The 20,393-nt window shown below is 41.4% G+C and carries 18 protein-coding genes; 13 read left to right on the top strand and 5 right to left on the bottom strand.

Annotated features, from left to right (window positions below):
• The 5 genes from WKK05_RS18675 (at nucleotide 1) to recG (ending at nucleotide 6,854) form a co-directional block, all read left to right on the top strand.
• The gene (locus tag WKK05_RS18675; protein ID WP_341524605.1) at nucleotides 1-963 is read left to right on the top strand and encodes a glycosyltransferase; all 963 of its coding nucleotides are present in this window, start codon (nucleotides 1-3) and stop codon (nucleotides 961-963) included.
• Between the two features lie 159 nt (nucleotides 964-1,122).
• Nucleotides 1,123-1,920, top strand: coding sequence for a 30S ribosomal protein S2 (gene rpsB, locus WKK05_RS18670; RefSeq protein WP_341524604.1), 798 nt, complete (start codon nucleotides 1,123-1,125; stop codon nucleotides 1,918-1,920).
• A 307-nt stretch (nucleotides 1,921-2,227) separates the two neighbouring features.
• The gene (gene tsf, locus WKK05_RS18665; RefSeq protein ID WP_341524603.1) at nucleotides 2,228-3,172 is read left to right on the top strand and encodes a translation elongation factor Ts; all 945 of its coding nucleotides are present in this window, start codon (nucleotides 2,228-2,230) and stop codon (nucleotides 3,170-3,172) included.
• A gap of 227 nt (nucleotides 3,173-3,399) precedes the next feature.
• A complete protein-coding gene (locus tag WKK05_RS18660) occupies nucleotides 3,400-4,254 on the top strand; it encodes a hypothetical protein (RefSeq protein WP_341524602.1) in 855 nt (284 codons plus the stop codon).
• A 92-nt stretch (nucleotides 4,255-4,346) separates the two neighbouring features.
• Nucleotides 4,347-6,854, top strand: a complete 2,508-nt coding sequence (gene recG / locus WKK05_RS18655; protein ID WP_341524601.1) for an ATP-dependent DNA helicase RecG — start codon at nucleotides 4,347-4,349, stop codon at nucleotides 6,852-6,854.
• A gap of 170 nt (nucleotides 6,855-7,024) precedes the next feature.
• On the opposite strand, the gene WKK05_RS18650 is transcribed toward recG, so the two are convergent.
• Nucleotides 7,025-8,077, bottom strand: a complete 1,053-nt coding sequence (locus WKK05_RS18650) for a tellurite resistance TerB family protein (protein WP_341524600.1) — start codon at nucleotides 8,075-8,077, stop codon at nucleotides 7,025-7,027.
• Nucleotides 8,078-9,402: 1,325 nt separating this feature from the next.
• Here WKK05_RS18650 and WKK05_RS18645 point away from each other — a divergent pair.
• Both WKK05_RS18645 and WKK05_RS18640 read left to right on the top strand, forming a co-directional pair.
• Complete coding sequence (locus WKK05_RS18645; protein ID WP_341524599.1) at nucleotides 9,403-11,331, top strand: alpha-amylase family glycosyl hydrolase; 1,929 nt, start codon at nucleotides 9,403-9,405, stop codon at nucleotides 11,329-11,331.
• A 204-nt stretch (nucleotides 11,332-11,535) separates the two neighbouring features.
• Nucleotides 11,536-11,979, top strand: a complete 444-nt coding sequence (locus tag WKK05_RS18640; RefSeq protein ID WP_341524598.1) for a DUF29 domain-containing protein — start codon at nucleotides 11,536-11,538, stop codon at nucleotides 11,977-11,979.
• Nucleotides 11,980-12,173: 194 nt separating this feature from the next.
• On the opposite strand, the gene WKK05_RS18635 is transcribed toward WKK05_RS18640, so the two are convergent.
• Together WKK05_RS18635 and sugE are read right to left on the bottom strand one after the other, a co-directional pair.
• Entirely contained in the window at nucleotides 12,174-12,458 is a 285-nt protein-coding gene (locus tag WKK05_RS18635) for a DUF2470 domain-containing protein (protein ID WP_341524597.1), read from the bottom strand.
• A gap of 601 nt (nucleotides 12,459-13,059) precedes the next feature.
• Complete coding sequence (gene sugE, locus WKK05_RS18630) at nucleotides 13,060-13,386, bottom strand: quaternary ammonium compound efflux SMR transporter SugE (RefSeq protein WP_341524596.1); 327 nt, start codon at nucleotides 13,384-13,386, stop codon at nucleotides 13,060-13,062.
• Between the two features lie 108 nt (nucleotides 13,387-13,494).
• On the opposite strand from sugE, the gene WKK05_RS18625 reads away from it, so the two are divergent.
• The 3 genes from WKK05_RS18625 to WKK05_RS18615 all read left to right on the top strand — a co-directional run bounded on the left by WKK05_RS18625 (nucleotide 13,495) and on the right by WKK05_RS18615 (nucleotide 16,455).
• The gene (locus WKK05_RS18625) at nucleotides 13,495-14,334 is read left to right on the top strand and encodes an FAD-binding domain-containing protein (protein WP_341524595.1); all 840 of its coding nucleotides are present in this window, start codon (nucleotides 13,495-13,497) and stop codon (nucleotides 14,332-14,334) included.
• A 57-nt stretch (nucleotides 14,335-14,391) separates the two neighbouring features.
• Nucleotides 14,392-14,808, top strand: a complete 417-nt coding sequence (locus WKK05_RS18620; protein WP_341524594.1) for a hypothetical protein — start codon at nucleotides 14,392-14,394, stop codon at nucleotides 14,806-14,808.
• Nucleotides 14,809-15,060: 252 nt separating this feature from the next.
• Nucleotides 15,061-16,455, top strand: coding sequence for a TldD/PmbA family protein (locus WKK05_RS18615; protein WP_341524593.1), 1,395 nt, complete (start codon nucleotides 15,061-15,063; stop codon nucleotides 16,453-16,455).
• Between the two features lie 103 nt (nucleotides 16,456-16,558).
• On the opposite strand, the gene WKK05_RS18610 is transcribed toward WKK05_RS18615, so the two are convergent.
• Nucleotides 16,559-17,005, bottom strand: a complete 447-nt coding sequence (locus WKK05_RS18610; RefSeq protein WP_341524592.1) for a hypothetical protein — start codon at nucleotides 17,003-17,005, stop codon at nucleotides 16,559-16,561.
• Complete coding sequence (locus tag WKK05_RS18605; protein ID WP_341524591.1) at nucleotides 17,002-17,136, bottom strand: hypothetical protein; 135 nt, start codon at nucleotides 17,134-17,136, stop codon at nucleotides 17,002-17,004. The genes WKK05_RS18610 and WKK05_RS18605 overlap by 4 nt, the downstream gene beginning before the upstream one ends.
• A 590-nt stretch (nucleotides 17,137-17,726) precedes the next feature.
• On the opposite strand from WKK05_RS18605, the gene WKK05_RS18600 reads away from it, so the two are divergent.
• The 3 genes from WKK05_RS18600 (at nucleotide 17,727) to WKK05_RS18590 (ending at nucleotide 20,268) form a co-directional block, all read left to right on the top strand.
• Complete coding sequence (locus WKK05_RS18600; RefSeq protein WP_341524590.1) at nucleotides 17,727-18,431, top strand: CAP domain-containing protein; 705 nt, start codon at nucleotides 17,727-17,729, stop codon at nucleotides 18,429-18,431.
• A gap of 155 nt (nucleotides 18,432-18,586) precedes the next feature.
• Entirely contained in the window at nucleotides 18,587-19,213 is a 627-nt protein-coding gene (locus WKK05_RS18595) for a CAP domain-containing protein (protein ID WP_341524589.1), read from the top strand.
• Nucleotides 19,214-19,413: 200 nt separating this feature from the next.
• Nucleotides 19,414-20,268 carry an alpha/beta hydrolase gene (locus WKK05_RS18590; protein WP_341524588.1) on the top strand — a complete coding sequence of 285 codons (855 nt, stop codon included), beginning with the start codon at nucleotides 19,414-19,416 and terminating at the stop codon, nucleotides 20,266-20,268.
• The last annotated feature ends 125 nt before the right edge of the window (nucleotides 20,269-20,393 follow it).

Below are 20,393 nucleotides of genomic sequence, written 5' to 3'. Positions count from 1 at the left end.
GTGGGTGGGACTGTGTTTTTCAGCGTTGTGATACCGACTTATAATCGCCAGCCGATTTTGGAAAAATGTCTCCGTGCTTTGGAGGTGCAGAAGTTGAGTACGCCAACTTCAGTGATTAATTACGAAATTGTCTTAGTGGATGATGGTTCTACTGATGGCACACTGGAGTGGTTAGCAGCACACAAAGAAAAATTTCCCCATGTGCGATGGTTTCAGCAAGACCACGCGGGCCCGGCTATGGCTCGGAATTTAGGAGTAGAACAGGCGCTGGGAGACACGATTATATTTATTGATAGCGATTTAGTGGTGCTAGAAAATTTCCTGCAAGCTCATGCAGATGCACTATTACAAGGAAACGAGAAATTAGGAAGCGATCGCTTTTTTACATACGGTGCAGTTGTTAATACTTGTAATTTCGAAAATCCAACTACCGAACCGTATAAGATAACAGATTTTTCCGCAGCTTTTTTTGCTACAGGGAATGTAGCAATTCCCAAACATTGGCTACGAAAAGCTGGACTTTTTGACACTAGATTTCAACTTTATGGCTGGGAAGATTTAGAATTAGGCGTCAGACTTAAACAATTGGGTTTACAACTTATAAAATGTCCAGCAGCTGTAGGTTATCACTGGCATCCAGCATTTAAATTAGAGCAAATTCCACGTTTGATTGACCAAGAAATTCAACGCGGACGTATGGGAGTTTTGTTTTATCAAAAGCATCCTACATGGGAAGTACGAATGATGATTCAAATGACTTGGTTACATCGCTTACTTTGGGGAATTCTTTCTCTTAATGGCACACTTAACGAAAAGACAATGGCCCCATTTTTGCAATGGCTAATTAATTTAGGCAAACCTCAATTAGCTTTAGAAGTTGCCCGAATTTTCCTGAATTGGTATAACGTCAAGGGCGTTTATGAAGCCTATGCTCAAAAGAGAGAACTGGGGGCTGGGAGATAAGGGAGAATAACTAAATTAATGCCCAATGCTCCACTTACAGTCATCAATATGCTAGCCTAGTAGAGTTAACTAATCTCGCACATTCAGGGATTCGGGTGTTTCCTAATTGGGAAATACGCCTGGATGGAGGTTTAACCCGAATAGGAGTTGAATAAGAATATGCCAGTCGTTTCATTGGCTCAAATGATGGAGTCAGGGGTTCACTTTGGGCATCAAACCCGCCGTTGGAACCCAAAAATGTCTCCTTACATTTACACTTCTCGCAACGGTGTACATATCATTGACTTGGTGCAAACTGCCCAGTTGATGGAAGATGCTTACAGCTATATGAGAACCCACGCTGAGCAAGGCAAGAAATTTCTTTTTGTTGGCACAAAGCGGCAAGCAGCTGGAATTATTGCTCAAGAAGCCAGCCGTTGTGGTTCACACTACATTAACCAGCGCTGGTTAGGTGGAATGCTAACCAACTGGGCAACCATCAAAACACGGGTAGACCGCCTAAAAGATTTGGAACGCCGGGAAGAAACTGGCGCACTAGATTTATTGCCGAAAAAAGAAGCCTCAATGCTGCGTCGGGAAATGACGAAGCTTCAGAAATACTTAGGCGGCATTAAAACAATGCGGAAAGTCCCTGATATCGTTGTGATTGTAGACCAGCGGCGGGAGTATAACGCAGTTCAAGAATGTCAAAAATTGGGAATTCCCATTGTGTCCATGTTGGATACAAACTGCGACCCGGATGTAGTAGATATTCCCATCCCAGCAAATGACGACGCTATCAGATCGATTAAGTTGATAGTAGGAAAATTGGCAGATGCCATTTATGAAGGTCGTCACGGTCAATTGGATGCAGAAGACGACTACGAAGATTACGAAGGCTCTGAGGAAGACTACGATTACGAAGAAGGCGAGTACACCAACTCGGTAATTCCCGATGAGGAAGAGGAAGAAGAATAATTAACCAAAGATTGAAGAATGGAGGCTAAAAAGCTCACACTTTATACTTCATTCTTCATACTTTGTACTTCATTACTTTTTCTTCGCCAACCCTAAGTAAGATAGAAATACTCAACACGCTTGCGTAGTGCTGAGTTCAGAGTCATGATGTGTAAGCGCTGTGCAAAGACTAAGTTTGCAGCAGAGGAAGCCTCTGCTTCAAACTTCTCCCAAAGACGTCAAGGGCAAATGGTAACTCAGCACTTTTAACTCAGCGCTGTTTTGGTGAGCGATTACAACTCGAGGTCAAGTTAGGAATTGAGGCAACATGGCGGAAATATCTGCAAAACTAGTCCAAGAGCTACGCCAAAAAACTGGCGCTGGCATGATGGACTGCAAAAAAGCGCTGAAAGAAACTGATGGCGATATAGAACAAGCCGCAGACTGGTTACGAAAAAAGGGCATCGCTTCGGCAGGTAAAAAAAGCGATCGCATTGCGGCAGAAGGTTTAGTAGACACCTACATTCAGCCAGGTGGTCAGGTAGGTGTACTTATAGAAGTCAACTGCCAAACCGATTTTGTTGCTCGTAATGATGCTTTTAAAGCTCTAGTTAAAAATCTGGCCAAGCAAGCAGCAACTGCTGATAGTGTTGAGTCTTTGTTGGCTCAACATTATATTGAAAATGAAAGCGTGACTGTAGAAGAATTCATCAAGCAAACCATTGCCACGCTGGGTGAAAACATTCAAGTTCGTCGCTTTATCAATTTTGCATTAGCAGAAAGCACATCAGGTATAGTAGACAGCTATATTCACACTGGCGGTCGAGTTGGTGTGTTAGTTGAGCTGAATTCTCAGAGTCAGTCAGCAGTTGGTAACGAAGAGTTCCAAGCTTTGGCACGGAATACCGCCATGCAAGTTGCGGCCTGCCCAAATGTCGAGTATGTCAGCGTAGACCAAATCCCCGCTGAAGTTGCTCAAAAAGAAAAAGACATTGAAATGGGGCGGGATGATTTGGCGAACAAACCAGAGAACATCAAAGAAAAAATTGTTCAGGGACGAATTGAAAAACGCCTGAAAGAATTGACTTTGCTGGATCAGCCTTACATTCGCGATCAGAGTATTTCTGTGGAAGACTTAGTAAAGCAAGTAAAAGCTAAAGTAGGCGAAGACATCCAAGTGCGTCGCTTTGTCCGCTATATACTGGGCGAAGGCATTGAAAAGCAAGAAATTAGCTTTGCTGAGGAAGTCGCTGCACAAATGGGCAGTAAGTAATATTTAGTTAGGAGTTAGGAGTTGTAACTCACAAGTCTTAACTTCTGACTTTTTTAGGACAGGTCAGGCAAACTATGCTGACCTGTATTTTATTAGCAATTAAGTAGACAGAGGTGATGGATATTCATTGATTCTCTATCAAAATCTAAAAACCTCTGGATGATTATTTTCTAAAAAATTCGTACATTTGTACCATATAATGGTTCATCTGGGCAAAACTAAAAGATATGGCAAGAGCTATTGAGCGAATTGAGCGAGATATTGCAGTGCTGGAAGAGGCGATCCGCGCGATCGCAATAGAACTACAAAGCGCTTATGCCAGTTATCTAAGCACTTTGGGGCAAGCTGCACGCAAGCAGCTGATTCTGGCAAGTTACCATCTGTGTACCCAAGGATATCCCGAAAAATTCCTGAGTTTGTCATTAAATCAGCGGCAACAATTACAACAAAACGTACGCAAGTTAGGGCAAGAGGCAGCTGAGCAGTTACTCAGTAATATTAGTAGCGAACAAGTTGAGGAAGATCAGGTAGATGAGGAAGATGAAGTAGATCAGGTAGATGAAGCGGTAACATCTTCTCTATCTCCTGTATCTGTTAGGATCTCAAATCCTCAACGTTTCGTCCCCAATTTGTCTAATCCTATAGAACTGGCAAAATGGCAACAGAACGTAGAGGAAACTAGCCAAGAAACGCTAAAAAATCTTTCGCACAATGCTAATCTGTTACTACAAAAATCTGGGATATTACCCAAAAAATTACCAGAACCGATTTTAGCAGCGGCAGCGGCAGCTGCATCAGAAGCATCTGCTGAGGTAATGCCTGGGCCGCCTAATTTATTAAACTTAGTAATTGCAATTGAAAATGATCAGCAGTCAGAAGATTCTGGGTTAACACAAATCATGGCTATTAACCTGCGGCTAGGAGAAATCGAATTTGCTGATACAACACTTTCATCTGAGCGTAAGCAGATCCGCAATATCTTAGTTCAGCTTAACAAGCTAGGACGGGAGTATCAAAAAAGACAGCGAGAAAGGTCAGTTGCTGAAGCTGAAGCTGCATGGCGTGCTAGTTGGTTTGAATAAAAGTTATGAGTTATAAGTTATGAGTTATTAATTCAAAACTTAAAATTTCCTACTTCTAACTCCTAACTCTTCACTCTTCACTCAGCTGACCAATGACTAATGACAAACCAGATTGGATAAGATTGCAGAAAGCCTTGGCAGTAGAGGCAGAACATGGTTTTACAGACTTGCTGGGTAAACAATACCGCTTCAGTGAATTTCTCAGCTTGACTTTGGGCAAATTTCCCACAGGGTTGCCCCAAACTGAACGCCGCCGCTGGCAAGGTCTTGCAGTACAGTTTGCTAATTATCCACATCTGGCATTAGAAGAAAGACAACACTTAATAGCAGAGACTCGCAGGTATCTCTATCAGCTACAGCAGGAAGATGGCGAGCAGGAGAGCATACTTCGACTGCGCTCAGTAACCGGGGGAGCAGGGGAGCAGAGGAGAATTAATCAATCCCAAATCTCAAATCCTAAATCTCCTATTGTTGCTGAGGTAAGCCGGAGGCTAGCTCCGAGAATTGACCAAAAACTTAGCGATTTGCCAGAAATAGGCTTCAAAAAAGCTGACAGTTTGGCGCGTCTTGGTTTATACACTGTGCGTGACCTACTTTTCTACTATCCCCGTGACCACATTGACTATGCACGTCAAGTAAATATCCGTGAGTTGCAAGCTGGTGAGACAGTGACAATAGTAGCTGCTGTGAAGCGTTGTAACTGCTTTACTAGCCCAAAGAATAAGAAATTATCAATTCTAGAATTGATACTCAAAGATAACAGTGGTCAAATCAAAATTAGTCGCTTTTCTGCTGGTACGCGCTTTACCAGTCGCGCTTGGCAAGAAAGTTTAAAACGCCGCTACCTAGTGGGTAGTATTGTGGCAGCCTGTGGGTTGGTGAAAGAAAGTAAATACGGCTTAACTCTGGATAATCCAGAATTAGAAGTTTTGGCAAATCCTGGAGATGCCATTGATTCGCTGACTATCGGTCGCGTAGTGCCAATTTATGCTTTAACAGAGGGAGTGGTAGCGAATTTAGTGCGACAAGCAGTAATAGCTGTTTTGCCAGCCGCGACTCACTTGAAAGATCCGCTACCAAGCGGGTTACGGCAGAAGTATAATTTGATCGAATTGAAAGATGCGATCGCTAACATCCACTTTCCCACTGATAGCGCTACTCTACAAGTCGCCCGTCGTCGCTTAGTCTTTGATGAATTTTTCTACCTACAACTTGGGTTACTGCAACGTCAACAGCAAGCAAAAGCTATTCAAACCAGTGCCATTCTTGCCCCAAAAGGTCAGTTGTTGGAAAAATTTCATGAAATATTACCTTTTCAACTCACAGGCGCACAGCAACGAGTTATCAATGATATTCTCAACGACTTACAAAAACCTGCACCAATGAATCGTCTGGTGCAAGGTGATGTTGGTTCTGGTAAAACTGTCGTCGCCGTACTGGCTATTTTGGCAGCAATTCAATCTGGCTACCAAGCGGCACTGATGGCCCCTACAGAAGTTTTGGCAGAACAGCATTACCGCAAGTTAGTTAGCTGGTTTAATCTGCTGCATTTGCCAGTAGAATTACTGACAGGCTCCACCAAAACAGCTAAACGGCGACAAATTCACGCTGAGTTAGAAACAGGTGAATTACCCCTATTAGTTGGAACTCACGCCTTGATTCAAGACCCTGTAAATTTTCGTCAACTGGGGTTAGTGGTGATTGATGAGCAGCATCGCTTTGGAGTACAACAGCGGGCGCGTTTGCAGCAAAAAGGTGAACAGCCCCATGTATTAACAATGACAGCGACACCTATTCCTCGAACGCTGGCACTCACGATACATGGTGATTTAGATGTCAGCCAAATTGATGAGTTACCACCAGGACGGCAAAAAATTCAGACAACTGTGCTATCAGGTCAGGAACGCACCCATGCCTACGACCTGATCCGCCGGGAAATTGCCCAAGGAAGACAAGTTTATGTGGTGTTACCACTGGTGGAAGAATCAGAAAAGCTGGATTTGCGATCGGCTGTAGAGGAGCATCAAAAGTTACAAGAAAGTGTTTTTCCTGACTTTCAAGTGGGACTGCTGCACGGACGCATGAGTTCAGCCGATAAAGATGAATCCATTACCAAATTCCGGGATAATCAAACGCAAATTTTGGTTTCAACCACCGTTGTTGAGGTGGGTGTAGACGTGCCGAATGCTACGGTAATGCTCATAGAAAATGCAGAGAGATTTGGCTTATCGCAACTACATCAGCTTCGGGGGCGTGTCGGTCGTGGCGCGGCTCAGTCTTATTGTCTATTGATGAGTAGTTCTAGAAGTCCTGATGCTCAGCAACGATTGAAAGTGTTGGAACAGTCCCAAGATGGCTTTTTTATCTCTGAAATGGATATGCGCTTTCGCGGCCCTGGGGAAGTACTGGGAACCCGTCAATCAGGAGTGCCAGATTTTACCTTGGCAAGTTTAGTAGAAGATGAGGAAATATTGCTTTTAGCCCGGCAAGCAGCGGAGAAAGTGATAGAGATGGATGCAACGTTAGAGCGGTGGCATTTGATGAAAGAAGAGTTGAAATATCGGTATGAACGTTTGATGGGTGGAGCGATTTTGACGTGATTAATATAAGCAGTTTCAATTAACCAGAATTTCATTGCTTGATGAAGACTAAGAATTAGGTACATAGATTACTTATAAGGGGTCTGTCGTTAAACATCGCCCCTTTATTGGAATCTATTAAGAGCGTAGATATTTATAGCATGTCGCCAAACATCGCGCAGATTTTGAAACTAAGTGAACTCTATAGTCTCAACAAACTCTAAAATATTTTCCTTAATGCTTTCGGCTTCTTCTTCTACAGAACCCGGAGTTTCACCATTAAAAAAGCTGCGTTGGCTACTAACTATGTACAAAAATTTCCCACTGATAAAAGTGAGTAGCCCTCGATACGCATCTAATCTAGTAGCAGAGCCGTTATTTTCTTGTTTGGAAATAGTTGAACCCTTGGGCATATCAACTAATATGTAGTAAGACCCTTTTAACGTATCTTGAAGATATTCGGTATGCTCTACAGAAGCATCTGGTACATTAGCAAAAATCGCTTGAGGTACGTACTTATCTACTAAAACTGATTGGAAATATTCTTCCTGTCCAACAGATTTTATTTCCTCTAGCTGATCTGGAGGGAGAGGATAATAATCAATTCTCAGTAATGTACCAAAGTCATCGGAAAATCCGACTACCCCTTCTTGACTTTGAACTTTACCACCTTGGCGGGAATCAACTGGAATGAGGACTGAAAAGTTACCTAAAGGCGACTCATACACTTGTTGCCCATAGTCTTCTACTGCGATTATTTCATCGTCATTGTCTGCATATTCTTCGTCTTCTGCTTCTTGAAAGGCTGCAATTACTTCCTTGATGATTTCTTCTGCTTCTTCATCTTCAAGTTCTAAGGCTTCTTGAAGCTTTTTGAGGTAAGGTTGTTTCTGTTTAGCGATCGCAAGTTCTTCTCCATCTAAAAGTACTATCACTCCAGCCGCAAAACCATCTAGTATTAGCTCATCTGAGAGGGCTTCTTTTGCTACATTAAACAGAGGGCCGAGTCCGTCGTCTTCTGCAATGCCCAAAAGTTTATCGACTATTTCCACAATTTCATCTTCTGAGTATTCCTCAAAAACCTCGAACTCCCAAAGGATACCTGCTAGGCTTTCTGCATCCACCTCTTCAATAGAAGAATCAGCGATCGCACTGACAACTGCAACTGCTGCAACTGCTTCTTCTGGGCTTAGTGATGCTTTTGCTGTTTTCGGTGAGTTAAAAATCTTGTCGTATTTGGTCATAATTGCTACTTCAGCTAATGGCTTTTTAGTAATAACAGATTGAAAGTGACAATTGGTAGTTTAATTGAGCGAGGCAACGAACTTACTCTGTAGAAGGCTCAACAACGCGAGGCTTACTTAATATCGTCATGTGTAATAAAACTTTGTTGAAGCGCATCGCCAGCGCTAAATAAGCTTTCTGATAATTCCTTTGCTGCATTAACTCTTGGCTTGGCCTATCTTTAATTTGAAATATACAGGAAGCGTTCAGCGGTATCTTCGTAGAAACCTGGATCGTTCCAGTAACTTTGGTGTCCTTGGACTCCCCAAGATGCCCTGATATTTCATTTCCACGTTATCTAGGTTTTCATAGTAATCCAAGTGACCGCTGATAGGATCTTTCATGTGGTAGTAATTAACCCAACTAACTTGTTCTAGTTGGCATACTACTGGGTTTTTGCTTAAGTATAGACTTTACAGTGCAAATTCTGACTCTCGCCCTAATATCTTAATCGGTCATGCATAATTACCATTTTTATAGAAAAAACTTTTGATTTAATAGTTGGTCTTGATGAGTCAGTTGTGACTGCTCATTTTGCTTTTTAGCCTTTTGTAAGAGGAAAAATGCTAGTTATTTTACGCTTGCTGAAACTAAAATACTACATATCATAAAAAATCTAATTATCAATTGTTTTAACACTTCTATAAATTCTCACCTTGCCTAGAGACAAAAAATCTTATCTTCCTGGAGGCTTAAAAATATTTATATTAATAAAATATTGACAATTTGTCAGAATTATAGTCTAAAAACAGGAAAAACTGCGATCGCCTTTGACACTTAACCTTTGAGCGATCGCCATTATAGCTGTGATTATTTATTACACAAAAAATAGTAGCTTGACATTAAGTCATTACTAATGAAATATAGTACCTAAATCTAGAGATTTTATAATTAATTTCAGCCTATTGAATTTCAAAAGCTGGGAGCTTATTACCCATTCTTTAAAATTAAGAATTCTACTTAATTATGTATAAGCTTAAGCAATTCATAGCAGAATACTTCTACCTACTAGAATATCAGCTAACTTCAGTATTTTCTGCTATTCTAGTTAGTCATTGTTAAATTATATTAATAAGCAACCATCACTCATAGCTGCTACATCCTGCTGTTTTTATCCTCTAGCTGCTGAAATATATCTATAGATAGAACAATAAACTAGCTAACGATAGATACTTACATCGCAAGAAGGATGGCATAATACCCAGGTTTGTAGTTATACATTCTACTCGGAAACGCTGTACGGATAGCTCTACAAGCTTAAATTTCATAAAATTTAAAATCTTTTATGGTAAAAACCCCTCCATCTCAGTTCTCGCCAGATCAATATACAGTTGATTCTGCACAAGCAGAAGTAGAAGCTATTATACAAACACCGCCAACAGATACTGAAATTAACCTAGAGTTTCTTTATACCAGAGATATTGAATTTCGCCAGGAAACAATTTACTTTCTTGTAGTTGATCGCTTTTATGATGGCGACCCAGATAATAGCGAAGGTGCTAACTCAGAACTGTACGATCCCACAAGACAAGATTGGGGTAAGTACTGGGGTGGTGACTTGCAAGGCGTCATTGATAAATTGGACTATCTCAAAAACATGGGAGTGACTGCTCTTTGGTTGACTCCTCTGTTCGAGCAGGTTGAAGAGTTATTTGTCGGAAATGCTGCGATACATGGCTATTGGACAAAAGACTTTAAGCGGCTGAATCCTCGCTACATTGCTAACGGAGAGAACCCTTCTTTAAACGCAACCCAAGAAGAAAGAAATACAACCTTTGATCGGTTAATTGATGAACTGCACAAGCGTAATATGAAGCTGGTGCTAGATATTGTCTGCAACCATAGTACTCCTGATACCAGCGGTAGTAAGGGTGAATTGTATGACGATGGCGTGAAAATTGCTGACTTCAACGATGATGTCAACAACTGGTATCACCACTATGGCGAAGTGCAAAATTGGGAAGACGATTGGCAAGTGCAGAACTGTGAACTAGCTGGTCTAGCAACCTTTAATGAAAATAATATTGAATATCGTGAATATATTAAGTCAGCAATTAAACAATGGCTAGACCGGGGTGTGGATGCACTACGAGTAGATACTGTCAAGCATATGCCCATATGGTTTTGGCAAGAATTCACTGGCGATATGAGCAATCACAAACCAGATGTATTTATTTTTGGTGAATGGATTTACAGTAATCCTAGCGACGATCGCTCTGTAGAATTTGCTAACAACTCAGGCATGACACTTCTAGACTTTGGGTTGTGTGTGGCGATTCGAGCTGCACTGGCGCAAGGTTCAGAAAATGGATTCCACACAATTCAATATATTTTTGACCAAGATCATCGTTACAGTGGGGCAACAGAATTAGTTACCTTCATCGATAACCATGATATGTCTCGCTTCCAATCGCTGAACCCCGATCCAGCGATGCTCAAGGTTGCGATCGCCTTAATCATGACATCTCGTGGCATTCCCTGCATATACTACGGCACAGAACAGTATCTGCACAACGACAGCGATGGCGGTAACGACCCATATAACCGCCCGATGATGGAAAATTGGGATACTGAGAGTGAAGTTTATCGCACCATCAGGCTTTTGTCTGGCTTACGGCGGCTGAATCCAGCCGTATCGATGGGTAGCCACTGGGCAAAATATCTGACACCTGACGTTTATTGTTACGTGCGCCGCTATCGTGACTCTTTATGCTTCGTGGCTCTAAACCGGGGAGGAGAAGTTACTCTACCAGAAGTGGAAACAGAACTACCCGATGGCGAACATACTTGTGTAATAACTCGCAATAAGTATGAGGTCAAAGACGGTAAGATTTCTGATTTAGTACTAGAAGAACGGGGCGTGATAGTTTTCAGCCACGTTGGGGAACGGGTTAAAGCAGAGACAATTGTGCGTGTACAACTCAATGGCGTGCAAACCAAACCTGGTGAAACCATTGTAGTTACCGGGAATTGTCCAGAGTTGGGTAACTGGGATATCAGCAAGGCATATCCTTTAGAGTACATCAACACCAATACTTGGTTTGCAGAGATTCCTTTTAATGAAAGTACTGGTAATTTGATCAGTTACAAATACGCTATGTGGCGCGAAGGGCAATCGCCTCTGCGCGAAAACACTGTACCTCGTCGTTGGGTAATTGCTAAAGAAGGCACAGTTAAATGGCGTGATACATGGGCATCGGGACGGGAATCATAAGCTGCTAAGAATTCATCAATGTGAAGCATGAAGGTTGTAAATATTACTCTTTCATGCTTCATTTATTATTTGTGAATTTATATAATATGGAAATAGCGGCATAACATAAACACATTGCTGCATCAGCGTGGTAAAAGATAAGGGATTACTTTCTCCATTGGGCGAAAATATAGAAAATGTTGCTCAAAGCAGAGGAGGCAACCGTTGATAAGTAAAGCAACGCTCTACAAAAGCGACTTTCTGCTATGGACGCAGCAACAGGCTGAGTATCTGAAGAAAGGATGCTGGGCTGAGTTAGACGTGGAACATTTGGTAGAGGAACTTGAAGCTTTGGGTCGAAGTGAACAAAAGCAACTTGGAAGTTACTTACAAGTACTTTTAATGCACTTACTCAAATGCCAATATCAACCAGAGCGAAAAACCAAAAGTTGGGTTAACACAATCTCAAACTGCCGAGACCAAATTCAGGATTGCTTAGAAGATACTCCCAGTTTGCAACGCTTTATTGAAGACTTGGAGTGGATACAGAAATATTATCGGCGTTCCCGTCGAGATGCAGCTAAGGAAACCCAAAAGCCAATCGAAACTTTTCCTATTGACTGTCCTTTTTCTATCCGACAGGTTCTTGATCCTGACTTTCTAGTTTAGGAGATATAGTTGTCGCCAGGTAGTTTAGGACATCAACTGAACATAAAACCCGGATACCAAAAGACTTTCAACCCTATTCCCTGCTATACTGCGTCAAGTTTGATTTGATAAGTTTATAGTTAGCGCTGTCTTCCCTAAAGCACCAACTACGGACAGCATATACTCCTAGTTTATTGCAGCACAAGCCTTGATTTCTACTTTGCCTTAACTCGTGCCTGCTTCACCATTGCAATCAAAGTTTGATGAGCATCTTCAGCATCTGCTAAAACATGATCAAACTGAATGCGAACTGGTACAGCTTCTCCATTGACTTGTGCTGTTAAATCCATACCCTCAGAATCAATTGAGAGCATTTCTGCTAACGTGGCATCTGTGACACCGCCAAAAGCTTGAGCATAAAGAACTACAGCTTCAGCATGATCTTCATTCATGTGATTGCAAATGCGCGAGCTAATTTCAGCAGAGAAATGTTCAGACATTGTGAGCTTAGAATTGTGAGCTTAGAAATGAGCAATACAGTAACTGCCTAAATTTTAGGCTAACCAGGATGAAATTGAAAATAAACAATAAATTTATTTATACACGAAACATTTGCACCTATTGTTTGTGAAAGCGCTAAGCGCTAACAAGCCAGCGTATTTAAGCAGATTCCCTTCATTCAAGCAACTGGTCTTGTTGAGTTAGAAGTTAAAACAATTATTATTGTTCTCCTTGTTGCTTTTTCATACTTGGTGATATGCGAAGTTCATAAGGCTGCATTGCGAATGCATCATTCGGTTATGCCATTACATGACTTGGTTATGCCATTGCATCGCTTGGTTATGCCATTGCATCGCTCGGTTATGCCATTGCATCGCTTGGTTATGCCATTGCATCGCTCGGTTATGCCATTGCATCGCTCGGTTATGCCATTACATCGCTTGGTTATGCCATTACATTGCTTGGTTATGCCATTACATCTCTTGGTTTGAAAAAAGGTGTAAGGAATATTCCTTTTCTATATATAGTAGTGAGATTTTTTATTGGGACTGGCTTAAAAGTGCTGAGTCCTAAGTTATCATTCTCTATCTGTTCCTTGCCTTAGTGTGAAGATGAAGAGACAAACCTAAGCCCCGCTACGCCTGCCAGAATTAAGCCAATGCAGATAAAGCGCTTCATTTCAGCAGGTTCTCCAAACAAAACTACACCTAGCACAGCAGTACCAACAGCTCCTATACCAGTCCAAACGGCATAAGCAGTACCTACTGGCAGAGTGCGGAGTGCTATTGACAAGAAAGCAAAACTCAATATCATACAAGCAACAGTAGCGATGCTTATACCAATCTTGCTAAACCCCTGTGAATACTTAAGACCAATTGCCCATCCAATTTCAAGTAAACCAGCAATAAAAAGATAAATCCATGCCATAGTTTTCTCTCCTGCACATTGAAATATGCGCCTAACACACCCTACAGTAACTTTATTTTTACTTTATAAATACTCTGTCAAATGCAATTATCGTATAAGGAACAAAATATGCTAAATGAATTTGTTAACCGCAATGAGTTAATAGCCTACCTTCGGGAACAATTTCCAGATGCAGCAGAGCGTGATGACAATATCGGTGAAATTATCGGGGGACGTAAAGCTGCTGAACAAGCATTACAAAAAATAGACCCATTAGATTACAGTAAAACACGAAACTTTTTAACAGGTGCAGTCACGCGACTTTCGCCTTACATTCGTTATGGTGTTTTGAGCTTGCGAGAAATTCGGGATTATGTGCTTAACCATGTAGAAAATTCAGAAGATGCCACTAAACTAATTAACGAGTTAGCTTGGCGAGACTACTGGCAACGGTTATATGTGAAGCTAGGTGACAGCATTTGGCAAGACCAAGAGGAATACAAAACGGGTTATACCGCAAGACAATACGCGACTGATTTACCAAAAGATATTAAAGAAGGCATTACAGGACGAGTTTGCATCGACAGCTTTAGCAATGACTTACGCAAAACTGGCTACTTGCACAATCACGCCCGGATGTGGTTAGCAGCATATATTATTCATTGGCGACGTACTCGTTGGCAAATGGGAGCCAAATGGTTTCTGGAACATCTTTTAGATGGAGATCCAGCTAGTAATAATATGTCATGGCAATGGGTTGCTAGTACTTTTAGCCATAAGCCTTATTTCTTCAATCGCGAAAACTTAGAACGCTATACGAAAGGCGTCTATTGCCAGCAATGTCCCCTTTACGGTAATTGCGATTTTGAAGGCAGTTATGAAGAATTAGAACAACAACTTTTTCCCAATGGAGAATTTAATAAACAATCAAACAGTCAAAGTTGGCAGCGTAGTAAGAAGCGACGCTAAACAATTAAAAATTTATATAGTCAGCTAAACTATCAATAAACCACAATTTAAAATACTATGAATAAACCAATTGTTTGGGTACATGGTGACTGTCTTAGTCCATACAACCCCGCATTACAAGAATACCCAGATGCTCCAGCAATCTGGGTTTGGGACGATGCTTTGCTTAAGGAATGGCAACTGAGCCTTAAACGCCTTACTTTTATTTACGAATGTCTGCTAGAGTTACCCGTTGTGATTCGTCGTGGAGATGTAGCACAAGAAATTTTAGCCTTCGCTAAAGAACATGATGCCAAGCTAGTTGTGACAGTTGATAGTCCTAGCCCACGATTTGAGAATATCTGTGAAGAAATTGAGCGCTATTTGAACTTAGAGATATTTGAAGTGGAACCATTTTTTGAGTATGACGGATATATCGACTTGAAGCGCTTCTCGCGCTATTGGAAAGTTGCAGAAAAATATGTTTTTGAATAATTGAAGAAGAATGCAGAATGCAGAATTCAGAACACATTAATTAAACCTGTTTATTTAGCAAAAATCAGAATGCAGAATTCAGGACACATTAATTAAACCTGTTTATTTATCCATTAGCCACACTCCAATTCAATTTGGAATTCTGACTGCAAAATTCTTGTTAAATTAGCGTAACTTGGTGTCAGTTAACTTTATCGTATACTAGCAAAATTCCCTAAAATAAAAGTAGTTACTCTTGGTCACTACCCCGAAATGCCGACTACACTTGCTGACGCACAAAATTTGCTTTCTGACCTCATCACTCGCTACTCATCCCGTGTAGATTATTTGATGATTCGCCTTGAAGAAGCAGAAGGGACTGATATCTTGTTGCGTGGCGACAAGGTAGAAACCTTAAGCGAAGGCATCTCAATTGGTGGACATATTCGTGCTTGCTATAAAGGTGGTTGGGGTTTAAGTTGCTTTAACCAGCTTTCGACAATTAAAGAGCGGATTGAAGAAGCGATCGCAGCCGCCCGGATGGTTGGTGATGAAGAAACTTTACTCGCTCCTATTGACCCAGTGCAAGCAATATGTGAACTACCTCTGACAGGCACTGACCCCCGAAAAATTTCGCTTTCTCAGAAAAAACAATTGTGCGCTCGTTATACTGAGTTGCTCAAAAGCATTGATGCCCGGATAACCACCACTTCTGTACGTTATGGTGACAGCGCCCAAAGAATTATTCTTGCTACCTCAGAAGGTACGCTAATTGATCAATCTTGGGTGGACATGGAAATGCGCTTTGCTGCCACCGCTAGAAATGGCGAAACTGTACAAACTGGACGAGAAACTACAGGCTCTCGTAAAGCCTATGAAGATTTAACTAATTTAGACGAACAAGTCAAGGGTGCAGCTCAAAGAGCTGTTGCAGCCTTATCTTTACCATCAGTCAAAGGTAATACTTACACTGTAGTCATTGACCCCATTCTCACCGGGTTATTTGTTCACGAAGCTTTTGGACATCTTTCGGAAGCTGATATGGCTTACGAAAATCCCGATTTGTTGGAAGTCATGACCATCGGGCGGCGTTTTGGCCCAGAAGAACTACAAATTTTTGATGGTGCTGCCCCAGAGGGACATCGTGGTAGCTATTTTTATGACGACGAAGGCACACCTGCGACTACTACCCAATTAATAAAAGATGGTGTTTTAGTTGGACGTTTACATTCGCGCGAAACTGCTGGCAAATTAGAAGAAGCGCCTACAGGTAATGCCCGCTGTCTTAATTATCACTTTAATCCTATTGTGAGGATGACAAATACCTGGATTGAACGGGGTAAAACACCTGTTGATGACTTGTTTACGGGTGTCAAAGAAGGAGTATATGCCCGTAATTGGTTGGGTGGCATGACGAATGGAGAAATGTTCACCTTTAGTGCCGGGGAAGCATGGATGATTAGAAATGGCAAAATTGCTGAACCAGTGCGGGATGTAACGCTTTCAGGTAATGTATTCCAAACCTTAGCCGATATTGAGGCAATAGGTGATGACTTTTACTGGGATGAATCTGGCGGTTGCGGTAAGGGAGGACAAAACGGGTTGCCTGTAGGTTGTGGTGGCCCCAGCTTGCGAATTCGAGATGTAGTAGTAGGCGGAGAAAGTTAAAAAATTCAAAACAGCAGAGACGTTGCAATGCAACGTCTCTACAATGGTCTATCCGTCACTAGTATTAATTACGAATTACGAATTACGAATTACGAATTACGAATTAGTATGACTGCCTTCTAGTTAACAATTTAAATAATCCAGCGGTTCCCACACCCCAAGCACCATTAACTAATAGACCTGTAATTATTCCCACAAGTTGCCAACCACCAGCGGGAGGCTGACCTTTAAGTGGTGCAACAATAAACCAAGCTACTAATGTTGGGGCGATCGCACCAAATATTAACGCTGCTAACCAATAGCTTTTTTCTTGCCGAAAGCGAGGGGCGATCGCTACTAGCCAAATCAAACCCCAAATCCCTCCCCAAAAAGCACTTGACAAGATTTGAGGAATTCCTAACGGCTGCGTCGGTATCGTCGAATAAGGTGCGCGAGGTGCAAAATTAATCGTGTGCAGCAGCGCCAACATCCCTTGGTGAAACAGCAAAACAGAAACAAAGCCTGCAATAAATGCTAAGGCGAATCGAGACAGAGCAGCTTTTTGAGTCATTGCTTATACCAATCTGTACTAAGAATCACTTCAATTCGGATTTGAGGTATTAGTCCCCACTCAATACGTTTCGGATAAGCAGGGGGAGAATTGGAGGAAATATTGAAGACATTTTTTAATTCTTCTTCCATTTCTTCCCCTGCCCCTCTACTCCCCCCGCCTGCCTCAACCAAAAAGTTACTTAACCGAAAGGTATTGAGTCCTCACTATATAAATCAGAACTTACGTACCCAGAGCGGAGTATGAAGACTGAGTGTAGTGAGGATTTTTGATTTTTTACCACAACCTAAACCCTTAATTTTTCATATTCACTGCCTAAGTTCTAAAAATTATCTTCGTGTATTTTCAACCCTTTTTTTAAATTGAGTTCGATTAATGTCTTTTTCCCACCTCTCGATATCACAAAGAAAGGTTTGGGGAAATGTCAAAATTACGCACCTCAAACTCACTTTTTTTTGAAGGTCATGTGTACTTAGTTAAAAACCGATCTTTACGTTACTAGGTTCTTGAAACTACAGTAAGTATATAAGTGAATTAATTAAAACAACCAAGATAGTAGAGAAATTACAGGTTCGCCTGTGCTTTATATGACTATAAATGTCACCAGTAAAAGTTCGGAAACTTCTAAAGATTTTTCTTAGCGTTGAAAATTCCGATTTCTTCAATCCTGCGGTGCATCTAATTCACTAAATAAAACCCTAGAAAAAATGTGAGGTAATTAATGCGTCGTATTGGATTTTGGCTATTTTTACCAGTTAGTTTAATAGTTGGCTGCTCTAATCAACTATTGCAATCTCGTCCATCCGTAGCACAATCTATTCCGCCTGTAGTCCAAACAACTAGTCCGACTTTGTTAGCAAAAGCAAGTTACCTTTCACCGTTAGAACAACAGGTGATTAATGAAATGAACCAAGTGCGGGCAAATCCTAAAGCATACATTCCTATTATTGAAAACTATAGAAAACTTTTTCAGAGTAAGCGAGTCAAAATTTCTGAAAATAGTTATTTAATAACTCAAGAAGGTGTGAAAGCAGTTGATGAAGCGATCGCATTTCTCAAATCAGCCCGTCCTGTAGGAGTTTTGAGTGCATCTAAGGGGATGTCTCAAGGTGCTCAAGATCATGTTAAAGACCAAGGCCCAAAAGGTGTTACAGGTCACAATGGGAGCGATGGTAGCAGCCCTTTTACTCGGATTAATCGCTATGGTAAATGGCAAACGACCGCAGGTGAAAATATCAGTTATGGGCCAAACACTGCCCAAGATATTGTTATGCAATTAATTATTGATGATGGTGTAAGCGATCGCGGTCATAGAAAAAATATCTTTAATAACAGTTTTAAAGTTGCTGGCGTTGCTTATGGAACTCACAAAGTATACAAAACAATATGCGTGATTGATTACGCCGGAGCATATAAAGAAAAATAATACAGTTTGAAAAAATGTAACAAATAGACCATTGTAGTAGAGACGTTGTATTACAACGTCTCTACATATTTTTCTATTCATCCGAAATCTTCTATTCATTATCTGAATTTAATATATATTTTTTCTCCTAACTTATGAGGTTATTCAAGAATCGGATGCGATTTGAAAAACTTTTTCCCGAAGAAATTCCGCAAAAAAGTTCTAGTGAATTAGCACGGGAGTATACCCTTTCACCGTTAGAACAACAGGTGATTGATGAAATGAATCAAGTGCGGGCAAATCCTAAAGCATATCTACCTATTATTGAAAACTATAGAAAACTTTTTCAGGGTAAGCGAGTCAAAATTTCTGAAAATAGTTATTTAATAACTCAAGAAGGTGTGAAAGCAGTTGATGAAGCGATCGCATTTCTTAAATCAGCGCGTGCTGTGGGTGCATTAACTGTATCTCAAGGGATGTCTTTAGGCGCAAGAGATCACGTCAAAGACCAAGGGCGAACAGGTGCTACAGGTCATGATGGTAGCGATACTAGTAGCCCCTTTACTCGCATTAATCGCTATGGTAATTGGCAAATTACCGCAGGTGAAAACATCAGCTACGGTTCCCATACAGCGCAAGATATTATCATGCAGTTAATTATTGATGATGGCGTACCGTCGCGCGGTCATCGTCAAAACATCTTTAACCCTGCTTTTAAAATCACAGGGGTTGCTTTTGGTGTTCACGCTACATACAGACAGATGTGCGTGATTACTTACGCTGGAGGTTATATAGAAAAGTAGGAAAAGATTGCTGGAAAGCCTTGCAACTAACCATGTGACACAATTAGAAGAATCATGGCGTTGCTAAATTTGAATATGAATAATTTTCTCCGTGTCTTCTCTGCGTTCGCGCAGCGTGTCGCAGACAGACGCTACGCAAAAGCGCCTCTGCGTGATACTATTTCACAAAATCTCTTGTTCGGTAGACAGGAGAACAAGTAATGGGCGATCGCTATAGGAATAGCACTACTGATGCTAAAGGTCTTAATGTCTACATCCAAGGTCAAGGATTCCCCATATTAGCTTTACATGGTCATCCTGGTTCTGGTCGTAGTCTTTCTGTTTTCACTAATCATTTATCAAAACGCTGCAAAACTTTTGCCCCTGATTTACGTGGCTACGGCAAAAGTCGTTTCAACAGTAATTTTAATATGGCTGACCATTTGACCGACTTAGAAGCTCTGCTAGACCGCTTTGAAATTGAAAAGTGTCTAGTATTGGGATGGTCTCTTGGGGGCATTCTGGCAATGGAACTAGCTTTAAGCTTACCAGAGCGTGTGACTGGGCTGGTTTTGGTGGCAACAGCAGCAAGACCTCGCGGAAGTCATCCTCCGATCACTTTGCAGGATAATTTGTATACTGGTGTTGCTGCCTTATTGAATTATCTAAAACCTAGTTGGCAGTGGAATATTGAAACTTTTGCCAAGCGATCGCTCTTTCGCTACCTAATTCAACAACATACGCCAACAGCGTATGAATATATTGCCCAGGAAGCAGTTCCAGCCTATCTAAAAACTTCTCCTGCGGCTACTCGCGCCCTCTACAGTGCAATTCAAGCCGGATACAACCGACTTCAAGACCTAGAGCAAATTAAATGCCCTAGTCTTGTGCTTGCCGGTGATCAAGACCGCCACATCACAGCGGATTCCAGCCTAGAAACTGCTCAACACCTCCAAAATTGTCAGTGGCAATTCTACCCCAATACCGCCCATCTTTTCCCTTGGGAAGTTCCCCAGCAGGTACTGAGTGATATTGACCGTTGGCTGGAAGAACATCCGCAAGTAATTGGTAGTTAATAGTCAAATAGTCCAAAGTCTAAAGTCAAGAGTTCAAGTATTGATTTTGATCCTTGACCCTTGTACAGACGCGTAGACGCTCGAAGAGCGGCTTCTCGTGAGAGTATAATCGCGTCTCTACTCTT

The sequence above is a fragment of the Nostoc sp. UHCC 0302 genome (assembly GCF_038096175.1).
In the GTDB taxonomy this organism is placed as follows: Bacteria; Cyanobacteriota; Cyanobacteriia; order Cyanobacteriales; family Nostocaceae; genus UHCC-0302.
The sequence above is the reverse complement of the archived record's forward strand: the minus strand, read 5'-3'. Positions and strand labels throughout refer to the sequence as shown.